Source organism: Pantoea sp. SGAir0180 (assembly GCF_043546245.1).
Genome location: NZ_CP028072.1, coordinates 210,221 through 232,770 on the forward strand (window position 1 = coordinate 210,221; position 22,550 = coordinate 232,770).

General features: G+C 50.9%; 17 protein-coding genes. 7 read left to right on the plus strand and 10 right to left on the minus strand.

Going from position 1 to position 22,550, the window contains the following annotated elements:
• Positions 1–11 precede the first annotated feature (11 nt).
• On the plus strand, positions 12–695 hold the full coding sequence (locus C1N58_RS21630) for a RipA family octameric membrane protein (protein WP_006121996.1): 684 nt from the start codon (positions 12–14) through the stop codon (positions 693–695).
• A 262-nt stretch (positions 696–957) separates the two neighbouring features.
• On the opposite strand, the gene C1N58_RS21635 is transcribed toward C1N58_RS21630, so the two are convergent.
• Positions 958–1,779, minus strand: a complete 822-nt coding sequence (locus C1N58_RS21635; RefSeq protein ID WP_033742381.1) for a Cof-type HAD-IIB family hydrolase — start codon at positions 1,777–1,779, stop codon at positions 958–960.
• Between the two features lie 225 nt (positions 1,780–2,004).
• Between C1N58_RS21635 and C1N58_RS21640 the strand changes: the two genes are divergently transcribed.
• Both C1N58_RS21640 and C1N58_RS21645 read left to right on the plus strand, forming a co-directional pair.
• On the plus strand, positions 2,005–3,267 hold the full coding sequence (locus tag C1N58_RS21640) for a DUF1479 domain-containing protein (RefSeq protein ID WP_367144104.1): 1,263 nt from the start codon (positions 2,005–2,007) through the stop codon (positions 3,265–3,267).
• A gap of 58 nt (positions 3,268–3,325) precedes the next feature.
• Positions 3,326–4,075: a DeoR family transcriptional regulator gene (locus C1N58_RS21645; protein WP_394564922.1), complete on the plus strand. Its 750-nt coding sequence runs from the start codon at positions 3,326–3,328 to the stop codon at positions 4,073–4,075.
• A gap of 15 nt (positions 4,076–4,090) precedes the next feature.
• On the opposite strand, the gene C1N58_RS21650 is transcribed toward C1N58_RS21645, so the two are convergent.
• Positions 4,091–5,098 (minus strand): LacI family DNA-binding transcriptional regulator, encoded by a 1,008-nt coding sequence (locus C1N58_RS21650; protein WP_394551060.1) that lies wholly within the window; start codon positions 5,096–5,098, stop codon positions 4,091–4,093.
• Between the two features lie 315 nt (positions 5,099–5,413).
• Between C1N58_RS21650 and ascF the strand changes: the two genes are divergently transcribed.
• Positions 5,414–6,862, plus strand: a complete 1,449-nt coding sequence (gene ascF, locus C1N58_RS21655; RefSeq protein ID WP_058702514.1) for a PTS cellobiose/arbutin/salicin transporter subunit IIBC — start codon at positions 5,414–5,416, stop codon at positions 6,860–6,862.
• Positions 6,863–6,891: 29 nt separating this feature from the next.
• Positions 6,892–8,322: a 6-phospho-beta-glucosidase gene (locus tag C1N58_RS21660; RefSeq protein ID WP_394551058.1), complete on the plus strand. Its 1,431-nt coding sequence runs from the start codon at positions 6,892–6,894 to the stop codon at positions 8,320–8,322.
• A 94-nt stretch (positions 8,323–8,416) separates the two neighbouring features.
• Here the strand turns inward: C1N58_RS21660 and C1N58_RS21665 are convergent, their stop codons facing one another.
• A complete protein-coding gene (locus C1N58_RS21665; RefSeq protein ID WP_394551056.1) occupies positions 8,417–10,183 on the minus strand; it encodes a sensor domain-containing phosphodiesterase in 1,767 nt (588 codons plus the stop codon).
• Between the two features lie 822 nt (positions 10,184–11,005).
• Here C1N58_RS21665 and C1N58_RS21670 point away from each other — a divergent pair.
• Entirely contained in the window at positions 11,006–11,245 is a 240-nt protein-coding gene (locus tag C1N58_RS21670) for a hypothetical protein (protein WP_394551054.1), read from the plus strand.
• 513 nt (positions 11,246–11,758) lie between these two features.
• Here C1N58_RS21670 and C1N58_RS21675 read toward each other — a convergent pair.
• The gene (locus C1N58_RS21675) at positions 11,759–12,529 is read right to left on the minus strand and encodes a DeoR/GlpR family DNA-binding transcription regulator (protein WP_033742616.1); all 771 of its coding nucleotides are present in this window, start codon (positions 12,527–12,529) and stop codon (positions 11,759–11,761) included.
• A gap of 438 nt (positions 12,530–12,967) precedes the next feature.
• The gene (locus tag C1N58_RS21680; protein WP_054634040.1) at positions 12,968–14,161 is read right to left on the minus strand and encodes a diguanylate phosphodiesterase; all 1,194 of its coding nucleotides are present in this window, start codon (positions 14,159–14,161) and stop codon (positions 12,968–12,970) included.
• A gap of 670 nt (positions 14,162–14,831) precedes the next feature.
• Between C1N58_RS21680 and C1N58_RS21685 the strand changes: the two genes are divergently transcribed.
• Positions 14,832–16,604 carry an EAL domain-containing protein gene (locus tag C1N58_RS21685; RefSeq protein ID WP_394551052.1) on the plus strand — a complete coding sequence of 591 codons (1,773 nt, stop codon included), beginning with the start codon at positions 14,832–14,834 and terminating at the stop codon, positions 16,602–16,604.
• 44 nt (positions 16,605–16,648) lie between these two features.
• On the opposite strand, the gene C1N58_RS21690 is transcribed toward C1N58_RS21685, so the two are convergent.
• The 5 genes from C1N58_RS21690 to C1N58_RS21710 form a co-directional block, all read right to left on the minus strand.
• Entirely contained in the window at positions 16,649–17,320 is a 672-nt protein-coding gene (locus C1N58_RS21690) for a hypothetical protein (RefSeq protein WP_033742365.1), read from the minus strand.
• A 226-nt stretch (positions 17,321–17,546) separates the two neighbouring features.
• Positions 17,547–18,068, minus strand: a complete 522-nt coding sequence (locus C1N58_RS21695; RefSeq protein WP_394551048.1) for a GrpB family protein — start codon at positions 18,066–18,068, stop codon at positions 17,547–17,549.
• An 8-nt stretch (positions 18,069–18,076) separates the two neighbouring features.
• Positions 18,077–18,949 (minus strand): 23S rRNA pseudouridine(2604) synthase RluF, encoded by an 873-nt coding sequence (gene rluF / locus C1N58_RS21700; RefSeq protein ID WP_394551046.1) that lies wholly within the window; start codon positions 18,947–18,949, stop codon positions 18,077–18,079.
• Between the two features lie 228 nt (positions 18,950–19,177).
• Positions 19,178–21,151 carry an autotransporter outer membrane beta-barrel domain-containing protein gene (locus tag C1N58_RS21705; RefSeq protein ID WP_394551044.1) on the minus strand — a complete coding sequence of 658 codons (1,974 nt, stop codon included), beginning with the start codon at positions 21,149–21,151 and terminating at the stop codon, positions 19,178–19,180.
• Positions 21,152–21,448: 297 nt separating this feature from the next.
• Positions 21,449–22,327, minus strand: coding sequence for a MurR/RpiR family transcriptional regulator (locus C1N58_RS21710; protein WP_394551042.1), 879 nt, complete (start codon positions 22,325–22,327; stop codon positions 21,449–21,451).
• Positions 22,328–22,550 lie beyond the last annotated feature (223 nt).

The following is a 22,550-nucleotide window of genomic DNA, read 5'->3' on the forward strand; positions in this document are numbered from 1 at the left end:
GAATCTGGATAATGAAAATCCCCCTGCCTGACGATCACAAAGCATTTATCACCGCACTTCTGGACGAACCCGTTGACGTCATTGAGATGCACTCTCCCCACGCTGAACACATTGATCGCGCTTATACTGTCGCGCTACAGCAAAAAAATCATGAGGCTGAGGCAGACTGGAAACGGACGATCACGTTTCTGGCCCTGTTCGTTTTTCTCTATGCGGCGCTGGGTGCATCGCTGACGCTGGACCTGAGTCCCGCCGGGGCGAGTCACAAAAGTATTGAATACGCGTTAGAAGCCGTGCCGGTGCTTATCGCCTTTTCCGGCTTTTTTATTTCTGTGCTTTACCTGTTTCTTGTGCGCGCAGGTTCACGTCAACGCCGTAACTGGCAACGAACACTTTTGATTCTGGAAAGGTATACCACAGGTCATGTATTTAAACTGACGCATCAGCAAGGCGCGGGTACCAGCAACTACTCGCTTTCATCCATCATGCTGGCGCTCGCGATGTTCATTTGCCTCACATGGTTAATCATCTATAACTACCTTACCTTCACTACCAGCGGTGTGTTTGGTAGCGTCATTTCACTGTTTATCAGTACGATGGTTTATGTCATTTTGGATATTCAGCTCCTGAAGCCTTGGCAGTCAGAGGCTGAAAACGATCCCTCCGGTGTTGATGAAAATAAAGCCGATCGCTAACCTTCCATGGCCCGATATGCATCGGGCCAGCCCTTGCATCTGGCAGGCGAAACAGGCACATAGGTTAATCCCGGGGATAACCTAAAACGCTTAAAGTATGTTGTAACTATATTATGCCTCGTTGATGCTCAGCTTACGTTCAGGCTCGTCAGGGGCTGCTCACGATGAGTGAGCAGCCCCTGAAAACATCGCTACAAGTGACAACGTCACCTGTGGTTTCCGCAAGACGTGATTTGGGTTGGTTGATATCTGATTAGTGAAATCAGTCGAATGGAAATTCACGAGCCAGAACGCGGGCAATCACATTCAGCGCGCCCTCGTCCGTATTACTCTCGGTTTTAAAACGCGCGACAGCCGAGACAGCCTCACCCGCATTGGCCATTGCAAAACTAAAGCAGGCCTGACGTAACATCTCGATATCATTCGCGCTGTCGCCGACAGCCACCACTTCACAATCGCTAATGCCCCATTTTTGCTGAAGCAAAGCGATACCGTGCGCTTTATGGCAACCCGGAATAATCAGGTCAATAAAGCCATAACCGCTGGAAACGGGATGCATGATGTGATCGATTTCGCCCAATTGGGTATGCAAACGCGTCATCAGGCTTTCAATCCCTTCGTGCGCCAGATTGAGCGAGAACTTAAAGACAGTGTCATCAATATCGTAAAGGTTGTCGCGCTTCTCGAGTCGGTAATAATGATTTTTTAGCATGCCGATCACGCTATCCGGCATGGACGCGTGAACATAAGCGCTTTTGCGGCCACAAACAACGACGCTGATATCCGGTTCTCTGGCCAGAATATCGAGTACGCTGTGTACCCTTTCTTTTGCCAGCTCGCCACAAAATATCACTTCATCGCCATGCGACACCCACGCACCGTTTTCTGCCACGAAGGCAATTTCATTTTTGATGTCAGGAAAATATCGCTGTAACTGGTAATACTGATTGCCGCTGGCGACCACAAAATGAATACCTTTTTCTTTGAGCAGAGCATACTGGCGTGAAAAGCGCTGGACATTGTACTGCTTGTTTTCATCAAGAAAGGTACCGTCCATATCCACTGCAATCATCCTTACTGCCATTTTACTCCCCCTTTGCTCCCGGCCTTAACAGGCTAACTGTGTGGTTAAGCTTACTCGCTGTAAGGATTATTGAAAGTTACAAACGCTGAATTTCCGCCTGTTATGGCAAATTGTGCCGTCGCGCCCAGATTGAAAGTTAAAGCTCTGTTAATAATGACTACCACCTTCGAATGAAGGTTATATAAATTTCATTCGAAATGACATCATCTGTTGAGAGGTTAATCTATGCGCGAAGGACTTCACTACACCCCACTTCCTGAGGACATCTCTGCCTCTATCCGTGACTTTAAGCAGCGCGCACGTGAGCAGATCGGTGACGTTGAGCGCGTATTTCGGCAAGTCTGTCAGAAAACAGAAGAGGCCATTGCCGAAGCGAGGCAGGAAGAGGCTCAAACCGGGAGCGCCTGGCCCATCGTCACGGGCGAGGCGATAGCCTCAGGCACGGTTTCACCGGAAACGCGGGCGCGAATCAAGCGGCGCGGCTGTGTCGTCGTCAGGCAGCATTTCCCCCGTGAGCAGGCACTGGCCTGGGACGCCGACATGTTGCGTTATCTGGATGAAAACCAGTTTGATGCACAGTACCGCGGGCCAGGAGACAATTTTTTTGGCAGTCTTGAGGCATCCCGTCCAGAGATTTACCCCATTTACTGGTCTCAGGCTCAAATGCAGGCCCGTCAACGCCCGGAAATGCATCAGGTACAGTCGTTTCTGAACCGGTTATGGACCTATGAAGCGGAGGGGCAGCGATGGTTTGATCCTGACGTGAATATCCTCTATCCAGACCGAATTCGTCGACGGCTACCGGGCACCACGTCAAAGGGACTGGGTGCGCATACCGATTCAGGCGCGCTGGAACGGTGGCTGTTGCCTGCTTATCAACGCGTCTTTCACGCCGTTTTTAACGGGGATATTGATCGCTACGATCCCTGGAACGCCGCTCACCGCAGCGACGTCGATGAATACGATGTACCGGACACCACAAAATGTTCTGTCTTCCGCACTTTCCAGGGCTGGACCGCGCTGTCCGATATGATCCCGGGTCAGGGTTTACTTCACGTTGTGCCCGTCCCCATGGCAATGGCCTATCTTCTGTTACGTCCACTGCTCTCCGATGTGCCGGAAGATGAACTGTGCGGTGTCGCACCCGGCCGCGTCCTGCCTGTTAATGAAAAATGGCATCCCCATTTGATGAAGGGCTTATGCCCGGTACCGGCTATTACCGCCGGCGATTCCGTTTGGTGGCATTGTGACCTTATTCACGCAGTCGCGCCGGTCGAAAACCAACAAGGCTGGGGAAATGTGATGTATATTCCTGCTGCGCCGATGTGCGATAAAAACCACGCGTATGCGCATCATGTGGCGCATGCGCTGAAGCAAGGTCATTCCCCTGCGGACTTCCCACCGGAGCATTACGAAGCTGACTGGAAGAATCGCTTTACCCTGGCCGACCTTAACCCACTCGGGAAACGCAGCCTGTGCCAGTCCTGATAAAAAAGAGTAAGCGGGTTAATGCCCGCTTTGGTTCAGTAGGATAAAGGGAGCCGGTATGAATACGCGCCAGGAAAAAATTATCGAACTGGTCAATGCGCGTGGCAGCATCACCGTCAGTGAACTGGCTCGCGTTGTCAGTGTGTCTGAGGTGACGATACGGCAGGATTTAACACAACTTGAACAGCAGCGCGTGTTACGTCGCGTTCACGGTGCAGCCGTCGCGCTGGACAGTGATAATGTGAGCACACGGATGAACACACGTTTCAGCATCAAACAGGCTCTGGCCCGTTATGCCGCCGGACGCGTCAATGAGGGCGAATCAGTTTTTATCGAGGGCGGCAGTACGAATGCCTTACTGGCACTTGCGCTTGCCGGTCGAAAAAATCTGACGCTTATCACCGTCAGTCACTATATCGCTCATCTGTTGAAAGAAGCCGATTGTGAGGTCATTGTGCTGGGAGGCCGGTTACAAAAGAGCAGTGAATCGATGACCGGGCCACTGACGCGTTACTGCATTCAGCAGACCCACTTTCATAAAGCGTTTATTGGTGCTGATGGCTGGCACCCGGAAACCGGTTTTACCGGTCGCGACATGCTACGGTGTGACGTGGTGGACGCTGTCCTAGCAAAAGACGCTGAGAGCTATGTCCTGACAGACAGCAGTAAATTCGGACAGCTTTATCCCTATCCTTTATCGCCCGGTTATGCGCCGCGTCATGTCATCACGGAACACGGGTTGCCCGCGGATACCGTGAACCGGCTTACAGAGCAAGGCACCGAGGTGATACCAGTGACGATCGCTTAAAGGTGGCTGACGGTTTCAGGGTGCGACGCTGACAGAATCGCGCGAAACCAGACTGGCGATAAAAGGCTTACGCTGCATTAACTCGCCGCCATCAAGCATGGCGACCAGCCGGTTGATAGTTTCATTGATCATGTCGGTAACCGGAAACTTCATGCTGGAGAGCGAGGGAATCACATACGGAGCCAGCGGGATGTCATCAAAACCTATCACCGAAACTCTGGCCGGTACGGCAATGTTGTTTTCCGTGAGTTGTTTAATGGCGCCAATTGCCATTTCATCGTTGCTGGCTACGATAGCGCTGAAAGACTCGCCGCCGGCGAGCAGGGATTTGACCGCCAGCATGCCGCTTTGTGCAGTCCACTTACCCTGCACAATCAGCTGGTGATTAGGCGCAATGCCCGCCGCGCTTAATGCAGCCTGATAACCGGAAAGTCGTTCCTGACTGGTAGGAGAATCCAGCGAGCCGGTGATAAACGCGATATCACGATGCCCCTGTTCAAGCAGATGATTGACAGCCAGCCGCCCTGCTGCCTGCTGGTCGCTGAATACACAAAAACTTTCATGAATGCGCAGGCGGCGATTGATTACCAGAATGGGTTGTTTGTGGTCGGAAATAATAGCATCCAGTTCATCAATACTCAGAAAGCGCGGATAGATGATGATGCCATCGCAGCGTAGATCGAGCAAAAACTGAATCGCCGCGCGCTCCTCAGCGGCGGTGTGCTTCCCGTCAGCCAGAATTAACTGACGATTCTGCTGCTCCATAATCCTGGCGGAATGCGACATTAACTCGCTGAAAATATTGCCGCTGTACAGTGTGTTAGTCACCACCAGCCCTATGGTTTGTGTACTTTTATTTGCCAGATTACGGGCCAGTAAATTGGGCCGATAGCCTGTCTCAGCGATAGCCTGCAAAACGTGTTCACGTTTCTCTTTGCCGACGTAACCGTTGCCCGACAACACCCGGGAAACCGTTGCTTTTGAGACACCAGCGCGTTTTGCCACTTCTGAAATCGTTGTCATATGAGGATCGCCAGAATTCTCAGCCTGAAAGCAGTCTACCTAAGTCTTTCATTATTTAAAATATTTACACGCCAGCCCACAGGGCGCGCCAGATCATTGACAGTGACCTTAATCACAGAAATAACACAGGGTGATTATTGGCGCTTGTGTCAGCCCCAAAACAGCTTCATGATTTTGTGAAACCGGTTTCCTATTTTGCCGTGCCGATCGTCAGTGGTCACGCAACGTTCCCCTGGCGAAAGACGTAAAACAATAAGACAGCCGTCATGAGCGGAAACCAGAACGCACTTCCCTCTACCCTACGAGAGAAACATCATGTCAGGAAATTATGCCGGGATTTCACAGGCTATCGTTACCGCCTTAGGTGGCCTGAACAACATTAGCGCCATTACGCATTGTATGACGCGCCTGCGTTTTGTCGTGAAAGACGACGACAGTGTCGATCTGGCGGCCCTGAAGGCCGTCAACGGCATCATGGGCGTCGTGCATACCGATACACAGTATCAGGTGATCATCGGGAATAATGTTGCCAAAGCCTATCAGGCCGTTCTGGCGCTCGGTCAACCGCAGGCTGAAAGCGCTGCGCCAGTTAAACGTCGTATCACGCTGAAAAGCATTGGTGCCGGTATTCTCGATGCGCTTGTCGGTACCATGTCACCACTGATTCCGGCGATCATTGGCGGATCGATGGTCAAACTGCTGGCCATGATTCTGGATATGGCGGGCGTTTTTGACAAAGGCTCGTCCACGCTGATCATCCTGAACGTTATCGGGGATGGGGCATTCTTCTTTTTACCGGTCATGGTAGCGGCTTCTGCCGCACTGAAATTTAAAACCAATATGTCACTGGCGATTGCTATTGCCGGCGTCCTGGTGCACCCCACTTTCATCGATTTAATGGCCAAAGCAGCTCAAGGCCAGCATGTCGAGTTTGCTTCTGTTCCGGTGACAGCGGTGAAATATACCTATACGGTAATCCCCGCCCTCGTGATGACGTGGATTCTGTCCCATATCGAACGTGGCGTGGATCGGATTACGCCTGCCGTCACCAAAAACTTCCTCAAGCCGATGCTGATTGTGCTGATTGCGGCACCGATTGCGATTGTATTAATAGGTCCCATTGGCATCTGGATCGGCAGCGGTATCTCTGCGCTGGTCTACACCATTCACGGCTATCTGGGCTGGCTTTCCGTGGCCATCATGGGCGGGCTGTGGCCGCTACTGGTAATGACCGGCATGCACCGGGTTTTTACCCCTACCATCATCCAGACGATTGCAGAAACAGGTAAAGAAGGCATGGTGATGCCTTCAGAAATTGGGGCCAACTTATCACTTGGCGGTTCGTCGCTGGCCGTCGCCTTCAAAACGAAAAACCGCGAATTACGCCAAACGGCGCTTGCAGCCGCGGCCTCCGCTATTGTGGCCGGTATTTCTGAGCCTGCTCTTTACGGTGTCGCCGTGCGCCTGAAACGCCCATTAATCGCCAGCCTGATGAGTGGCTTTATCTGCGGTGCCGTTGCCGGAATCGGCGGGCTTGCCAGCCATTCAATGGCTTCGCCAGGATTATTTACCAGCGTGCAGTTTTTTGATCCGTCCAACCCCTTGTCGATTGTCTGGGTCGTGGCGGTAATGGTGCTTTCTGTCGTGCTGTCGTTCATTCTTACTCTCATTCTGGGGTTTGAAGATATCCCTGAAACGACCCAGCCGTCTGCGCCCTCGTCCGTCGTCACCGCAGAAAAAGCGAACGCGGTTAACGCCAGTTAATTAATGATTACAGTATCAAAGAGGATGTCATGTCTGAGTCAGTATTCCCGGAAGGATTTTTATGGGGCGGTGCCCTGTCCGCAAACCAGTCAGAGGGCGCCTTTCTTGAAGGCGGGAAAGGATTAACGACCGTTGACATGTTACCGCTTGGCCCGGCACGCATGCCGGTGAAACTGGGGCAGGAAAAACGCGTCACACTGCGCGATGATGAATTTTATCCCAGCCATACCGCTATCGACTTTTATCATCGCTATCGTGAAGATATTGCGCTGATGGCAGAAATGGGATTCACCGTCTTTCGCACCTCTATCGCCTGGAGCCGACTTTTCCCTCGTGGGGATGAATTAACGCCTAACGAGCAGGGGCTGGCGTTTTACCGTGATCTGTTTGCCGAATGTCGTCGCTATGGCATTGAGCCATTGGTGACGCTGTGCCATTTTGATGTGCCGATGCATCTGGTAACGGAATATGGATCGTGGCGTCATCGTAAAATGATCGCGTTTTTCGCACGCTATGCACGAAGCTGTTTTGAGGCATTCGACGGCCTTGTGAAATACTGGCTTACCTTCAATGAAATTAACATCATGCTGCATAGTCCGTTTTCAGGCGCTGGGCTGGTGTTTGAACCGGGTGAAAACACCGAGCAGGTTAAATATCAGGCCGCCCATCATGAACTGGTTGCCAGTGCGCTGGTAACGAAAATTGCTCATGAGGTCAACCCGGCCAACCAGGTAGGCTGCATGCTGGCCGGCGGCAATTTTTATCCCTGGTCAAGTAAACCCGACGATGTCTGGGCGGCACTGCAAAAGGATCGTGAAAATCTGTTTTTTATCGATGTGCAGGCACGGGGCACCTACCCAGCGTATTCCGCGCGTCTGTTTCGTGAGAAAGGCATTAAGATCGTTATGGCGGAAGACGATGCGGAGATCCTTAAAAACACTGTCGATTTTGTTTCATTCAGTTATTACGCCTCTCGCTGCGCATCTGCTGATATGCATGACCAGAACAGCAGCGCAGCCAATGTCGTCAAATCGCTGACTAATCCACACATCGCACGCAGTGAATGGGGTTGGGGCATTGATCCGCTTGGACTTCGCATCACCATGAATATGATGTACGACCGCTATCAGAAGCCGCTGTTTTTAGTCGAGAACGGTCTGGGTGCACGTGACGAGTTAACACCAGAAGGCGAAATCATAGACGATTATCGTATCAGCTACCTGCGTGAGCATATTCGCGCCATGGCTGATGCGATTGGCGACGGTATTCCCGTACTGGGTTATACCACATGGGGCTGCATTGATTTGGTGGCGGCTTCAACCGGTGAAATGAGCAAGCGCTATGGTTTTGTCTATGTTGATCGGGACGACCACGGTAACGGGACGCTGGAAAGACGACGGAAAAAATCGTTCTGGTGGTACAAGAAAGTCATTGCCAGCAATGGGCGCGATCTGAATTGAGTCGGTGTGCAGCCACGAGACGTGACCAGACGCGACGGCGGTGAAGCATTTAAAGGGATAAGGCGACAGATAATACTGTCGCCTTTTGGTCCGGTTATTTTTGCAGCAGCCAGTGTTCAATCTCGCTGGCTGGCAGCGGTTTAGAAAAAAAGTAGCCCTGAATCTGGTCGCAACCATATTGCTTCAGCAGACTCAGCGTCGCTTCGGTTTCGACCCCTTCCGCCAGAACCGTATAATTCAGCTCCTTCAACATCTGAATAATGCTTCTGACAATCACTCTGGACGCCTGATCGTTGTCCATGCGGTTAATCAGAGACATATCAACTTTGATAACGTCTAAGGGAATTTCCTGTAGATAGCTGATGTTGCTGTAGCCTGTGCCAAAATCATCCAGAGAGATAACAAACCCCTCGGTTCTCAGCGCTTCCAGGCCGTTTATAGCAACATGGCTTTCTGTAATGAGTTCATTTTCAAGGCACTCCACGCCCATAAAGGACGTAGGCAAATCAGCAGCCTGCATTTTACTGGCCAAATCTGCCGCAAAGCCGGGGCGTGAAAAGTCACGTTCACTGACGTTAACTGAGACAGGAATTAACTGATATTCCTGTTTCCACGTTTTGAGTTGAACGATGACACGATCGATGACCCAGTCCGTCAGCACCGAGATCAGGTTTGTTTTTACAGCCAGGGGAACGAAATCGGCAGGGAACAGCTCGCCTCGTTCCGGATGATGCCACCGGATCAACGCTTCCAGCCCCACGGTTTTGCCGGTTTTTAAACACACTTTGGGCTGATAAGCCAGATAAAGACCTTCGTCTTTTTTCAGCGCCTGTGCCAAATCATTCATGATGAGAAAATCATCCGTGCGGCGCGAATCATAAGCATGATCGAAGGTCATGGCACCGCAGTTCTGATAGATGCATTCATGCAGTGCGCTTACCGCCTGACGAACGATTTCATTGGCATCTATCTCTCGGGAAACAAATTCTGTTTCACCTGCATAAACGTCGATATCAATCGTGATATTGTCCGCTAAATCCGCCTTCAAATCCCTGAGAACATCAATCGTGCTTTGTGCCGTGTACCTTTCAAGATGGGGCTGGATGAGGGCAAACCGACCCGGTGCAAATGAATAAAGCATATCATCGGACTCAAGTTCGAGGCGCGCACTAACCAGGCCGGCGATTCGCCGGAGCAGGTTTTCTACCGGTGCAATACCAAAGGTGCGCGAGAGTTCATAAGCATGCGGAATATCAATGCAGTCGATAAGAATAAGGCGGAAGCGTCGATCAGGATTGCTCACGGCAAGCTGCTGCATATCACGCAACAACCGCGGGCGATTAGGAAGATGCGTAATCAGGTCAGTAAAACTGGCCAGATTCCAGGCATCCAGAAATGAGGTGACCAGCCTCGCTAACGACTTTAAGGTTTCGAGTTGCGCATCGTTAAAGGTATGGGGTTGCGTATCTGTGACGCATAACGTGCCCAGAACCAACCCTTCAACATTACATAATGACACGCCCGCATAGAAGCGGATATGCGGCTCGCCTTCCACTAACGGATGGAAAGAGAACCGATTGTCTTGCAGTGTATCCTGAATGACCAGTTGGCCGTCGCCATCAATAACATGTCGACATAAGGAAACATCACGTGACGACGCTTTAAGATTGAAGTTGCGGGAAACTTTAATGTATTGATTTTTGTCGTCAATAATTGAGATAAAACTGCCCGAAATGCCGAGTGCCTGCGCGGCAAGCTGTACAAATTTTTCCAGCACCTCATCCCTGGTTACATCAGGTGACAAAAGTGCTTTAACCGCTTTAAGACGATTTTCTTCATTGCCACTTTGATTATCGTGCACAACAGCCTCCCCATGTGCGGGTGCAAAACGCAGAAAACAATTTAGCCTAATTTTAAATATTTAGCGCCACATTGACCGACAATTTATAGCAAACAAGAGGCCATGCGAGACTGTATAACATGCAAGAAAAGGTTTTAAGTCATTTTTAACCGTAAATGTCACAACGTTCTGCATTATGCCCGACACGCAGGCGTCACTTTTGGTGCGGAGACGACATCGCTGTCAATGTTCAGGCACAATAATCGATCCGCTTAACCCATTAAGGGTATTGGTCCACATTAAGCGATTTTTTCTCCCAACGCTTCATCTTGTCACAGGCTGCCTCTCGCAGTAATGAATGCGCATTCAGTTATTACCTGTTGCGCGCCTGTAAGACTGCCTTTATGAAATATTACTTAAGCTTTTTTGTCAGAGATAAGAACTTAATAATGGCAAAACATCCCGACGGCACAGGCGTTAATTAAATGCAAAATGTAAAGTTATGGAAGCAAAGATTAACAAACACGGTCGGGGCTTCGTGATGGCGCGAGGAATACAGAACAGTTCAGGCATCTTAGTGTCGGCAGACACGATAAATGTCAGCAGACTTCTGGCTGAAAGCATAAGGAAATGGACGTTAGCCCGCTATCGCCGGCTACGGTATGCTGAACAGCTTTTCTTTTCGCTTATTAAACGACGTCCTGACGGTAATGATGGGCTGACACGCTGATAATTGGTACACTTATTGCCTTGGCGGAACAATGCCAGTGCTGAACTCGATTAACAGGTTAAACAACCCTGCCAGTTGGCGCCAGCAGGTCTGGGTTGCTCAGGAAATGAAGTATGCTGACTGACGATCAACTGAATTACATTCTCAGCCACCCCGACGAATTTTCAGAACAGGTTGTGGCAATGGCGAAAGAGATACGGGTTTACCGTGCTGCGTTCGCACAGCCCTATGCGATCATTGAACCATTAGGTATGACGTTTATTGGCGATGAAAATGGCGCGATGGTGTGGCATCCGAAACACTACGAAGAAGGCGATACGCCGCTCTACCTCAGACCATCAATGGAAGAATAACCGTTGTGACGCATTCATACTTACACATCTGTAAATCCCCGTCCTGGCACGCCCCCGTTCACCTTCATTCATGTCAACGCTGCGAGACTCATGTTACGCACTGATCATCCCTTCGTCAGCCCTGCTCTTCACCCCGTAGCATCAACACTTCATCTATCCATGTTTAGTTTGATTCGAGACACTGACTGGCGCAGCCATGATGAGAGTGACGTGACCACCCGCTCTGCAGAAAGATAAGCGATTCGGTCACTTTTCATCGTCAACGCATACCGATGCCGTCCATTGTGGTTGTTAGCATCTGTCCCGGCTCTGCACTTACTGAATCACTGATGTGATGCGACAAGCGCGTGTTTTAAGCGAGACCCTAATCATCACAACACGCGATCACCGTTTTCAGCCGCCACCGGGCGAGTCAGAAAACGCGGGTTGACCGCATTTCTCTGGGCCACATCGTTGCGGCTTCTGCGCCCATCAGTTTTTGTAAGTTGTTACTGGCAAAATAATGCAGGCAACTCAGGCAGGATGAGCGATAGTCAACGCAGGCACGCTGCTGGACAGGAGCGCTTTCCTGACGTCTGCGTCCAGATTAGCGTCAGTGACAATATCCGTCAGCGCATCCAGATGAACCACATTGAAAAGAGACCAGGCACCGTATTTTGAACTGTCTGCCAGCAAAACACGTCGCCTCGCATTGATGATCAAATCGTGTTTCAGAGCCGCTTTTTCTTCCGTGGGCGATGTCACGCCTTTCGTCATATCCCATCCATTACCACTCAGGAAAGCAATGTCAGGATTGATATTGTTCAGCATCTTTCGACCGTGATCGCCAATGCAGGACTGGCTGCTTTCATCGATTCGCCCACCAATGATGGTTACTTCAATCTGCTTAAACTCGGAGAGGAACAGCGCAATATGTAAGTCATTGGTGATCACACGTAGCGGCATATGGGTAATTTGCCGGGCCAGCTCAAACATCGTCGTCCCTGCATCAAGGATTACAGCATCGCCTGCTTTAATGAAGGTGGCTGCAACGCGCGCAATAGCATGTTTTTCAGGCTGATTCCGTGACGATTTTTCCAGCGTGGTCGGCTGCGATGGAATAAAGCGGTTAAGCGTTACGCCCCCGTGCGTGCGGCTGACCACTCCTTCCTGATCGAGTTTAATCAGATCACGCCTGATAGTGGCAGGAGAAGCGCCTGTGACCGAAACAAGCTGTTCAACCGTTACCAGATTATTTCCTTTCAGGTAATTCATTATCGATTCTAAGCGACTGTTTTCTTTCATCTTCACATTGACCAGGACGTTTTCTTTTTTTAGATCATGCAGATATGATCGCAAAGTGCGATTTTTCTGTCCAGGTAATATCTAAAGAGATGATTGACTCAGCTCATGGGTGAGTAAATACCTTTGGATTCCTCACTGCACGACTGAAGTGACGGTGATCCACTTTCCTGCGCCATGCTTACTCTCATCGCGAAAGCATTCTCTTAAGCATGACTTCTCAGCGAGCGATGGCGTGTTGATGCTCTTAGATAAAGTCACACTTCGTCTGAACCGAGCACGGTAAAAATTTGATGTGAAAGGCGAGATGACTGATGCAGGCGTGAAGTCGGGACAGGTTGAATGCGGTATCTGGAGCACTGCTGACGCAATCAAAACGGCAGCGGTCCCTGCTGCGAGTGATACGATGTCTTTATCGTGACATATAATATTAACCGGACCTTACATCGCGCTTCGATATTCCGGCCAGGCCACCGCGTCTGAATGAAGCGCACCTGAAGGAGCAAATAAACTGCCCTGGAAATTAATCACGCCCGCCGCTTCCAGCCACATCCACTCCTCCGCTTTCACGATGCCGGCAGCAATGACCGTAATCTCTAAGGCAGAGCAACATTTTATAATGGCCTGAACCACGGCTTGTTTCGGACCACTGCGGTGAACATCGGAAGTGATACTTGAGTCAATGCGAATCCGGTCGGGCTGAATATGTGTCAATAACGAGAGCCCGGCGGAACCGGCACCAAAATTATCGACGGACAGACTGATGCCCGCAGCCTTAAGCTCCCTGACGGCAACCGAAAAAGCTTCCACGCGTGAAATAACTTCCGTTTCGCTGACACCAATCACCACCTGCTCAGGGACCAGCCCTGCAGCATTTATGGCCGCAACAATGGTCTGAACCGCATCAGGTACGACAACCAGCGTCATAGGCAGCAGACTGACATACAGCGTCATCTCGTCCGGGCAGGCCCGCCCGGCCATCCTGAACGCTGTAATCACCGCGTCAAGATCGGCATCATGTAACTGCTTTGACGAATCGCGCTGTTCAGTACGACGAAGCCGTGCGTCCGCTATCGCCTCAATCGCCGTTACTTGACGGGCAAGCGGATCGACGACGGGACGGAAGGTAATACCCGATACCGAAGGCGTCACCTTGCTGGCAGTGGTGCTTTCCGGAATGAATTCCCAGTATTCGGAGGGCAATACCTCGAAGTAATTCTCTTTCTCACGCGCCTCAACAAAGGTACGCAGGAACTGCAACGCGCGGTCAGCATAAGTTAACTGGTACTTCGACGTGCCTTTATCGAGCACCGCCTGAAGCACAGTGGAACGATCATGCTCACGTAAATCAAATAATTCCATGCCGGCATTACCGAACCGACGCGAGGGCGCATAATCACGCATCAACTCGACCAGGTTATGGTGACGTCGATCAGCACAAATGCGCTGATAAATGGCAAGCACGCCCTCTTCCGGGCCTTCCAGTAACTGGAAAAAATGCGTGCCATTGAACAACAGAATACCTGTCACATCATGAGACGCATTCAGTATGCTGGCATCATCCACCATTCCGGGTAGCGTCTTAACAGGAACGTCATCCGAGATATGGCTGCGATAAATTATTGTGGTCAGCAAAGGGCATCTCCAACATCAACGTGATTGTAGTCGTCAGCTTATCAGTTATTCCTTTAACATGCAGGTCTCGGTGCGCGGACTGACGCAATAATTTACATTAAATTGCATCAGGGAGGAACGGTGATGGCGTGCGAGACAAAATAACACAAGGTAAACCCGGAAAAACTTCTCATTAATTATCGTTACTTTTTCAGCGGGGAACGATTGCTACCCTGACCTCTTTTAAAAGAGATATTTTTTAACTGCGAATGAGTGCGCTTTTACTTATTTTTAACTCTATGTTTTAAAAGGTTTTAACCCACCTGCCGGTGACTCGCACTTCTGGGCTTGCAGATTTATCCACCTGAAGCCGGCCCGACATGCCGCACGGAGCACGTCGGGAAATGTATCGCAGCCAGAAATTTGCCTTATAAAAAAGCGTAAGCGAAAATAAAATCTTCGTCCGAGGCTCCAGGGTTTCTGTTCTTTCCTCACCTGCCGTATTAATCAATACGCATTAACTCAAAAAAATGAACGGCCTTCACCCAGGACGTAAAATGGTTATTCCATGACGGTTTAACATCGCAACGCATTAATTGCTTTCGCCTTTTATAGTGATTGGCTTTTATTTTTTAAAATCAACGTACAATTATTTTTTGCAATATCATTCAGCATATGGGCAGGAGCGGCAATGGCTCAGGAACCTGGCGACAAGGAATATCACCGCACCAGAACAACACAGTCACTGCGCTTCTCAGACAGAGGCCGGGATGAGGTGCTGAAAAAGTTTTTACGTCTGGCCTGTCAGTTAGTTGGTATTAATGGAAGTTATATCGCTGTCTTAAATGACGATAAGCATAGTGTGCGTGCCAATTACAATATCGAGCTGAGTGACACGACGCGCGAACAGGCCTTATGCCGGCATGTTGTCGAAAGTGATACGACGGTCATTGCACCCGATACCCGACTTGATCCGCGTTATGCCCATCACCCTTTGATTGTCCATGCCCCTTATATTCGCTTTTATGTCGGTACGCCGCTGAAAAACGCTCATGGACAGATACTGGGAACGCTATGCCTGACGGATACGGTGCCACGGACTTTTAGCCACCAGCAGAAACAGATCATTGAGTCACTGGCTGGATTGGTTGTTGCCTTTCTTGAAGCCTGGCATTCGGCGGCCTTTATCGAACCTGTTACCGGCATGGCCAATCGGGAACGTCTTTTTCGCGACATTCTGCATCTTGCCACGCTGAATGACACGGCACTGCGCCGTCTGGTGCTTATCGACTGTATTGATATGTCACGCGCCTACGACCTGTCCCGGTCACTGGGCATGGCGTCGCTGGAGTCCTTGCTTAAGGATGTCGCCACCCTGTTAAGGTTACGTGTTCGGCCTGCCAGTGGTGAGTCGATTTACACGATCGCGACTGGCCGCTTTGCGATTTTGACCCGTGCAGAAAGCCACGTTAGCGCAAAATGGGTTGAGGAACGGTTAAACGGGATTCATGCCGATATGGGCGACGGCCTCACTATGGCGTTGGCGACCTGTACCGCGCAGATCGACTTTATCGCCGGCCAGACCTTCCCCCAGGACGCTCTCAGACAGGCAGTCAATGCGCTGGAACGTGTGAGCGGTCCGTCCGTTCGTCTGTGTGATGCTGTTAGTGATGGAATTAAAGACGCGAGTTCCCCCGCTGATTTCACCTTAATGCGTGATCTGGCAGAAGCGCTGCGGCGCAACCAGGGACTATATCTGGTTTTCCAGCCCAACGTGTGCTTGCTCAGTGGTAAACCGGTTGGCCTCGAAGCGCAGATCCGTTGGCATCATCCCCAACGTGGAGAGTTGGCAGCCGATAACTTTACTTCACTGGCCGTTGGGACTGAGCTGGGCACAACACTCACGACCTGGCTGATTGACAACACCATTGCCCGGCTTAAACGTCTACGTAATCATCCTATTCAGTTACCTGTCACGATCAGTATTCATGAGCGGGATGTGACAGATCGGGCGTTTGCAGAAAAGCTGGCGGAAAAAATGCTTAAGGCAACCTTACCTGTGTCAATGCTGGTCATCAAAATCGTTCAAAAAGAGCATATCATTGACAGCCCCTCAGCCATGCTGGGCCTGGAAATGCTAAGACGTATGGGATTCACAATGACATGGGAATATATCGCGAAAGGCTATCGCAAGATACGCTACCTGCGCGGGACGCCGCCTGATGTTATAAAACTGGATAAAACACTGGCCAACGAAATCCATACAAATATTACTTCCCGACTTATCGCACACAGTATTTTTACGACGCTTAAAGAGCTCAATCTCCTTGTTTTAGCCTACAGCGATCGTCCCGCCTCTGTGGTCACCTCAGATAACAGTGAGGCTACCTATGAATATTTCAACATTAAACCCATGACAGAAACGGAACTCGATCCCTGGCTGAAATGGAAGTTACCGGGGTAAGCGTTTTCTCCCCGTTCTGTACTCGTGGACCATCCTGCTGGTATTTATTTTCTGGCCAGATGGCGTTTCGTATCACGGGCCTGGATACGCGCTTCTGTGGGTGAGGGAAACAGATAATGGTACAGATCGCGATACAGGCTCAGATGTTTCACCACGCCCTCATGGATAGTCTTGGTAATATCGTTGATTAAAAAATCGCAGGTGGTGTTGAAGTTTCCCATTTTAAAAAAGGCTTTATCAAAAACCGTAATAATGCCTTCCCATTTCATCTGATATTCATCCCTGATCGGATCATGAGTTGCAATGAACAGGCCTTTGTGGGACTTCACACCATGTTTGCCCACATAGGTGGTTTGCGAATCGTAGCCACGTTTACTCCGCCAACGGCAAAATTCATAGGGCACATCATAATGGGGCAAAATAAAGTCGGGACAGCGGAAATTCTCGTCGCTTAACAGACCATCCAGCGTCACCGTGAAATGCAAAAAATCCTGCATAAAATCGAACTGACGCGTCTTGGTTAAGGTGACATTGATGGTGAAATTGCCTGAATGCACATACCAGTAGTTAGTAAAACCGTTGACCAGAATACAAAATACCTGCCAGTCGCTAAGCCGCCGGTCACCGGCTAATCCTCTGAAACGACTTATCATTAGCCTTGCTTTGGGATGCTGATACGCTTTGAACAACGGATCATTCATACCTTTCAGTAACATCAGGCCCACTCCTTTGTAATTTAGCGTATCCTGCCATGCCATTTTACTACTGAAAAGGTGCCGTCATCTGATTATGCGACGTTGCGCTTTCCTTTTGGGCACCGTCTTACTTATCGTTCTGTGATGCCGTCTGTAGCCATAAGCATCAGGCTGCATCATTGAATGTGCAGACAAGGCAAGGCTAAATTTTGCAAAAGGAAAATAAAGACGCGTTCAGAGAGATAATTCAGAAGGGATAGAGGGCTAGTGCGCGTTGCTGATGGGTCTGAACAAACGCATTTTTTAATTCACAGTAAACGTTACTCTCCCCCCGGCAGTCACGTTGCGCGGCGTATTTCACTGCCGCATAGCTGTCGCGGATGTCTGGATATTTTCGCAAATAATCCCGAAACGCCAGATGCCGGATGATATCTGGACTGCCCTGGATAAAAGCATGGACGTGATGCGTACGGCGGCCCTGAAGGCCCTTGGTATAATAGCGTCTTCCTGGCATACCGTTTTCGCCACGCGCCTGATAGCCAGAGGCGCACAACGCTGACGTAATGTCAGACGAATCATGAGTAATCACTTCCAGCAAAATATCGATGATCGGTTTGGCCGCTAATTCTGGCACCGCAGTGCTACCAATATGATGAATAGCGACAAGGTGTTTACCCAATCTCGCCGCTAACACAGCCGCCTCAGCAGAGAAATGATTCGCCCATTCAGGGCAATACTCACTCACGATTATCTGACGCCCGTTTATCATTTCGCTTTTTAGCGCCCTTTTTTCTTGCGACCCGGCTGCGTAAATCGCTTGCGTGAAGCGGGCTTATCATCAGCTTTTACGCCCGATTTAGGTTGGCTATTCCCTGGTTTTTTTGCAGGAGATTTTTTCTGCGGCGTCTTTTTTGCCGATTTGTCATCAGAAGTGGAATTTTCGAGCAGCTTAAACAGTTCGATTAATTCATCATCCGTCAGATCGCGCCATTCACCCAAAGGAATACCTTTGAGATTTACATTCATAATGCGCGTGCGTTCCAGTTTGGTGACTTCATACCCAAAGTGTTTGCACATACGACGGATCTGCCGATTAAGCCCCTGTACCAGCGTAATACGAAACACGTAGGGTGCTTCTTTCTTCACTTTGCACTTTTTGGTTACCGTGCCCAACATGGGAACGCCGGCTGCCATACCGGCAATAAATTCATCGGTAACGGGCTTATCAACAGTGACGACATATTCTTTTTCGTGGTTATTGCCTGCACGCAAAATTTTATTGACCAGATCGCCATGATTGGTCAGGAAAATAAGTCCCTGCGAATCCTTATCGAGACGACCAATGGGAAAAACGCGTTTACTGTGATTAACAAAATCACTGATGTTATCGCGTTCGCCCTCTTCCATTGTGGTGATAATGCCTGTGGGTTTATTCAGCGCAATCAGCACCAAATCATCTTCATCACGAGGCTCAATCAGCTGACCATTCACTTTTACGACATCGCCAGCAAAAACCTGGGCACCAACGGCTGCGCGTTTACCATTGATAGAAACGTTGCCCTGTTCGATAAAGCGATCAGCATCGCGGCGGGAGCAGATTCCGCTCTCACTGATGTATTTATTGAGTCGTGTTGATGAATGCGTCAGCATGGTTCCTCCAAAAACGCGCACTATACCTTACCCGCTCTCGCTTGCGAAGCAGAAGGCATTAAACTTTTGGCCCCTTCATCGGCCAGTAAAATCAGGCCATATCCTCTGCGTTTTGAACCTGAAAGTGCAGGCAGACGACGTGACACATCAGTCTCGTCCCGCGCCTTTTCGATGGCGCTGACCCGGGCCTGATCGATGCGACGCCCATAGCTCTGCACCGGGCAGGTACTAAAACCGCGCGCTCATGCCAAGGTTCCAGGTGACCTCATGATAATCACGTGCGCCCGCCACCGTCGACACAGCGGCAAAAGCGCTAACCGCGTCGCCGATGGGGACATTGGCCCCTACAGCTATATCCGCCCAGTCTTTATCCTGATTCGAACGGCTTTGTCGGAAAGCCGTTCGTGTCGATTTCAGACCTGCACTCACCGATGTATCCGTGTCGCCAAACTGATGGTTATAACTGACCTGTGCCCAGGGATTGATTCCTAATCCCTGGGTATCAATGCGCCACCCCACTGCGCCAGTTTGTGAATGCCGTGTTTGATCGGAGAAACGCATCGCACTGCTGCTGTCGCCGCGTTCCTGATAACCGTCGGCCCGCACATAATCCAGCGCATAGCTGACAACAGGCCCCGTGGTAATCGTCTCGTTTAAGGGAAAATCCCAACCGGTTTGAACCCGCGTGCCCATCAGCTTTCCACTACTGCTGCCCTGTTCAGTGCGGACCGCAGGGCCAAGTTTTATCTGACGTTCAATGCTGTCGTAATCCAGATCCGCATAATGGATATCGGCGTTGACCCACAGTCTGTCCATTAGTTGTAGCTGGCTCCAGAGTGCCACCATGTTGCCGTGCAGCCGGTAATCATAACGTTCAGAGGGATGCTGTCGTTGGCTGGCCGTTGACAGCAACGCCCCTGCCTGCAGGTTGTCGGTCAGCTGATAACCCATGCCGGCTGACAGGTTTGCAGTATCTGTGTCGCCATCATTAAAAACATCACTTTTGTTGCGCGCGTGCTGACCGGCGTAACCGCCAAACACGGTGAATTCTCCGGCTTCAGCGGGTTGCCTGCGCTGCTGCTGGAGATGACTGTCCAGCGTGTTATGCACATCCTGCAGCATCGTCAGCGGTGCCTGCGTCAGTACCGCGACCTGGGCTGGTGCATCCAGGATTGACTGAATGTAGTCAGCAATCAGGGCATGTACCGCAGGGCTGGGATGAAGACGATCGGCAAACAAAAAAGTCTGTTGCGACGAGAAACCCGCTGTCGACGAAGTACAGACGGCGGAAGAGATGCCCGGTGGACAGGCCATGCCTGCGGTGTTAGTAAGACCATAAAGCGCCGGACTGGCGATCACTTCATTAAAAAGCCCATTTATATCGACCCGAACAATATTCCCCTGTGCAGCCGCCAGCGCGTTTTCTTCCTGCTGATTGTAACGGGCCGTCAGAGAAGCCGCCTGATCGCTTAACTGCTGCCAGGCGGCGAACAGCTGTTGTGCGATCAGGTCACGAACCGCCGGTATGGCAGAGAGCTGCGCAGCGGCCTGACCGAAAGCCGTCTGGATAGCCTGCTGCCGTTCCGCCGTAGTGAACGTGGTCGCCGCGTTCAGTGACTGAAACGCCGCCGCCACCGCTGCGGAACCGGCCCCCTGAAGTATTCCTTCTATCAGGGCAGGCGTCGCACCGACATTCGGCACGGTTGGCACTATCACCGTACCAGCGCCCGCATTCAGTAACGCGCTGACCTGGCTGGCGGCCGCACCGGCGCTGTTGTCAACCAGAGAAAGCGCCAACGAGGGGCTGGGAATGAGCGTGGCAGCGGCCAGGTCATTCCCGCCGATCCAGTGAATATAGAGCCCGTTGGAATCGGCCCGGCCATTCGTTGACGACAGATAGCGGGCAACCTGATCCTGGGTATTAAACTGCGGATTGAGAGCAGGCACCGCCACAGCACCGCCTGCCGCGTAATTACTCCCGCCCTGAGAGGACGGCTGCAGCATCAGTCCCGCGTCACGGGCGATGATTTCATCATAGAGTGGATGACTGGCAGAATCGTAGGTAAAACGGCCGACGTTGCCTGTATCACTCAGGCTGTCGCCAAATACGGTAAGACTGTCCCAGGCCATCACCGCTTGTGGGCTTACCAGGATGGCAAGCGCGACGAACGACACAGGAAACCATGCACGATTTTTCTTCATGACCAGCTCCGTTCAGGGAAATAACAAGGATGGATAAATCAAAAGAACAGCAAATAAACATCACGGCTGAGTAATAGCCGCAGATTGAAGAACGCTCCAGACGAAAGCTGACGTGAGTTCGCAAAAACGAAAAATTTTTAAGCCATTCCGAAAAGTGTCAGCCACTTTTGCAAACCCGATCACGCCAGGTATTGAGGAAACACATCCAGGCGATGCAGGGTGAGCGAAAGCGTTAAGCTGCGCCAGCCATGTACTGGCTCAACTCTCCTCTTGTCGTGTGACATCTGAACGAAAGATTTATTTTTTTATGGCAGGCTTAAGACCACGGTAGAAATCCTGTAGCCGTTTCATGGTTTTAGTCGTACGATCTGGCAGGGAAGCGGCCACCGAGAGAATCAACATTTCAAGGCAAACCATCACTGTGCCGTGTAACGGGATGCGCCCTTTTTCCCCGCCGCGTGGCACGTCAATAACCACATCCGCTTCCCGGGCAAAGAAGGCGTCGGTCGCATGGGTGAGAAGAATTATCGGAATGCCCAGCCTTTTGGCCTCACGCACCACTGTTGCTCCTTCGCGATGTGCCGACTTTTGCGCCATCATGATCAGCACATCGCCCCGTTGCAGCGCCAGCATCTGTTCCGCCAGCGCAATACCTGAACGGTTAAGTGAGAAGGCTGGCAAACCGATGCGATTTAACAGGCGGACGGTGTAGTCAGCCAGAATACCCGAGGCGTTAATCCCGAAAACGGCCACCTGGCGGGCTTCACTCAGTAACCCCGTCGCTTCGGCCAGCGCCTGGCGGTTTTGCTCAGAGGCCAGTACCTGACACGCATGGAGATGCCCCTGCAATACGAAGTCTATCGACGACGAAACATCCCGCGTCATAGCATTGACGGTGCTCAGCATTTTCTCTTCTGAAGAGAGGCCGGGACCAAACCAGGCCTGAAGGACGTTTTTCAAATCGCGCAGTCCTGAAAAACCCAGCGCCTGAATGGCGCGAATCACAGTCGCATCCGATGTGTTATTCGCGCGGGCGATATCCATGGCAGTGCTGTCCAGAACCGTTTCCCGGTTGGTGTGAAGATAATGTGCAACAGCCAGCAGGCGGGGTGAGAGTTGCTGTTCCCGCGAACGCAAACGCTCGCCCAATATATCTGTACGACTTCTGGCCTGCATCAAGGAAGCCTGTCACGCTGATTACTGTTAAAAACACCGATGAGATGAAACACTCTCACGCCCCCGTTAAATCCTGAACGATAATGTGTGAACCTGACAGGGTAAGCCCCTTCGACGATACTGTTCTTGCTTCGCCTGCGCTAAGCATGTCTCGCCCGGCTGTAGTCAGCAAGCCTTTTCTCCCTCACGAACAGCAAGGTTATGCTTCTTCCCCTGGATACAC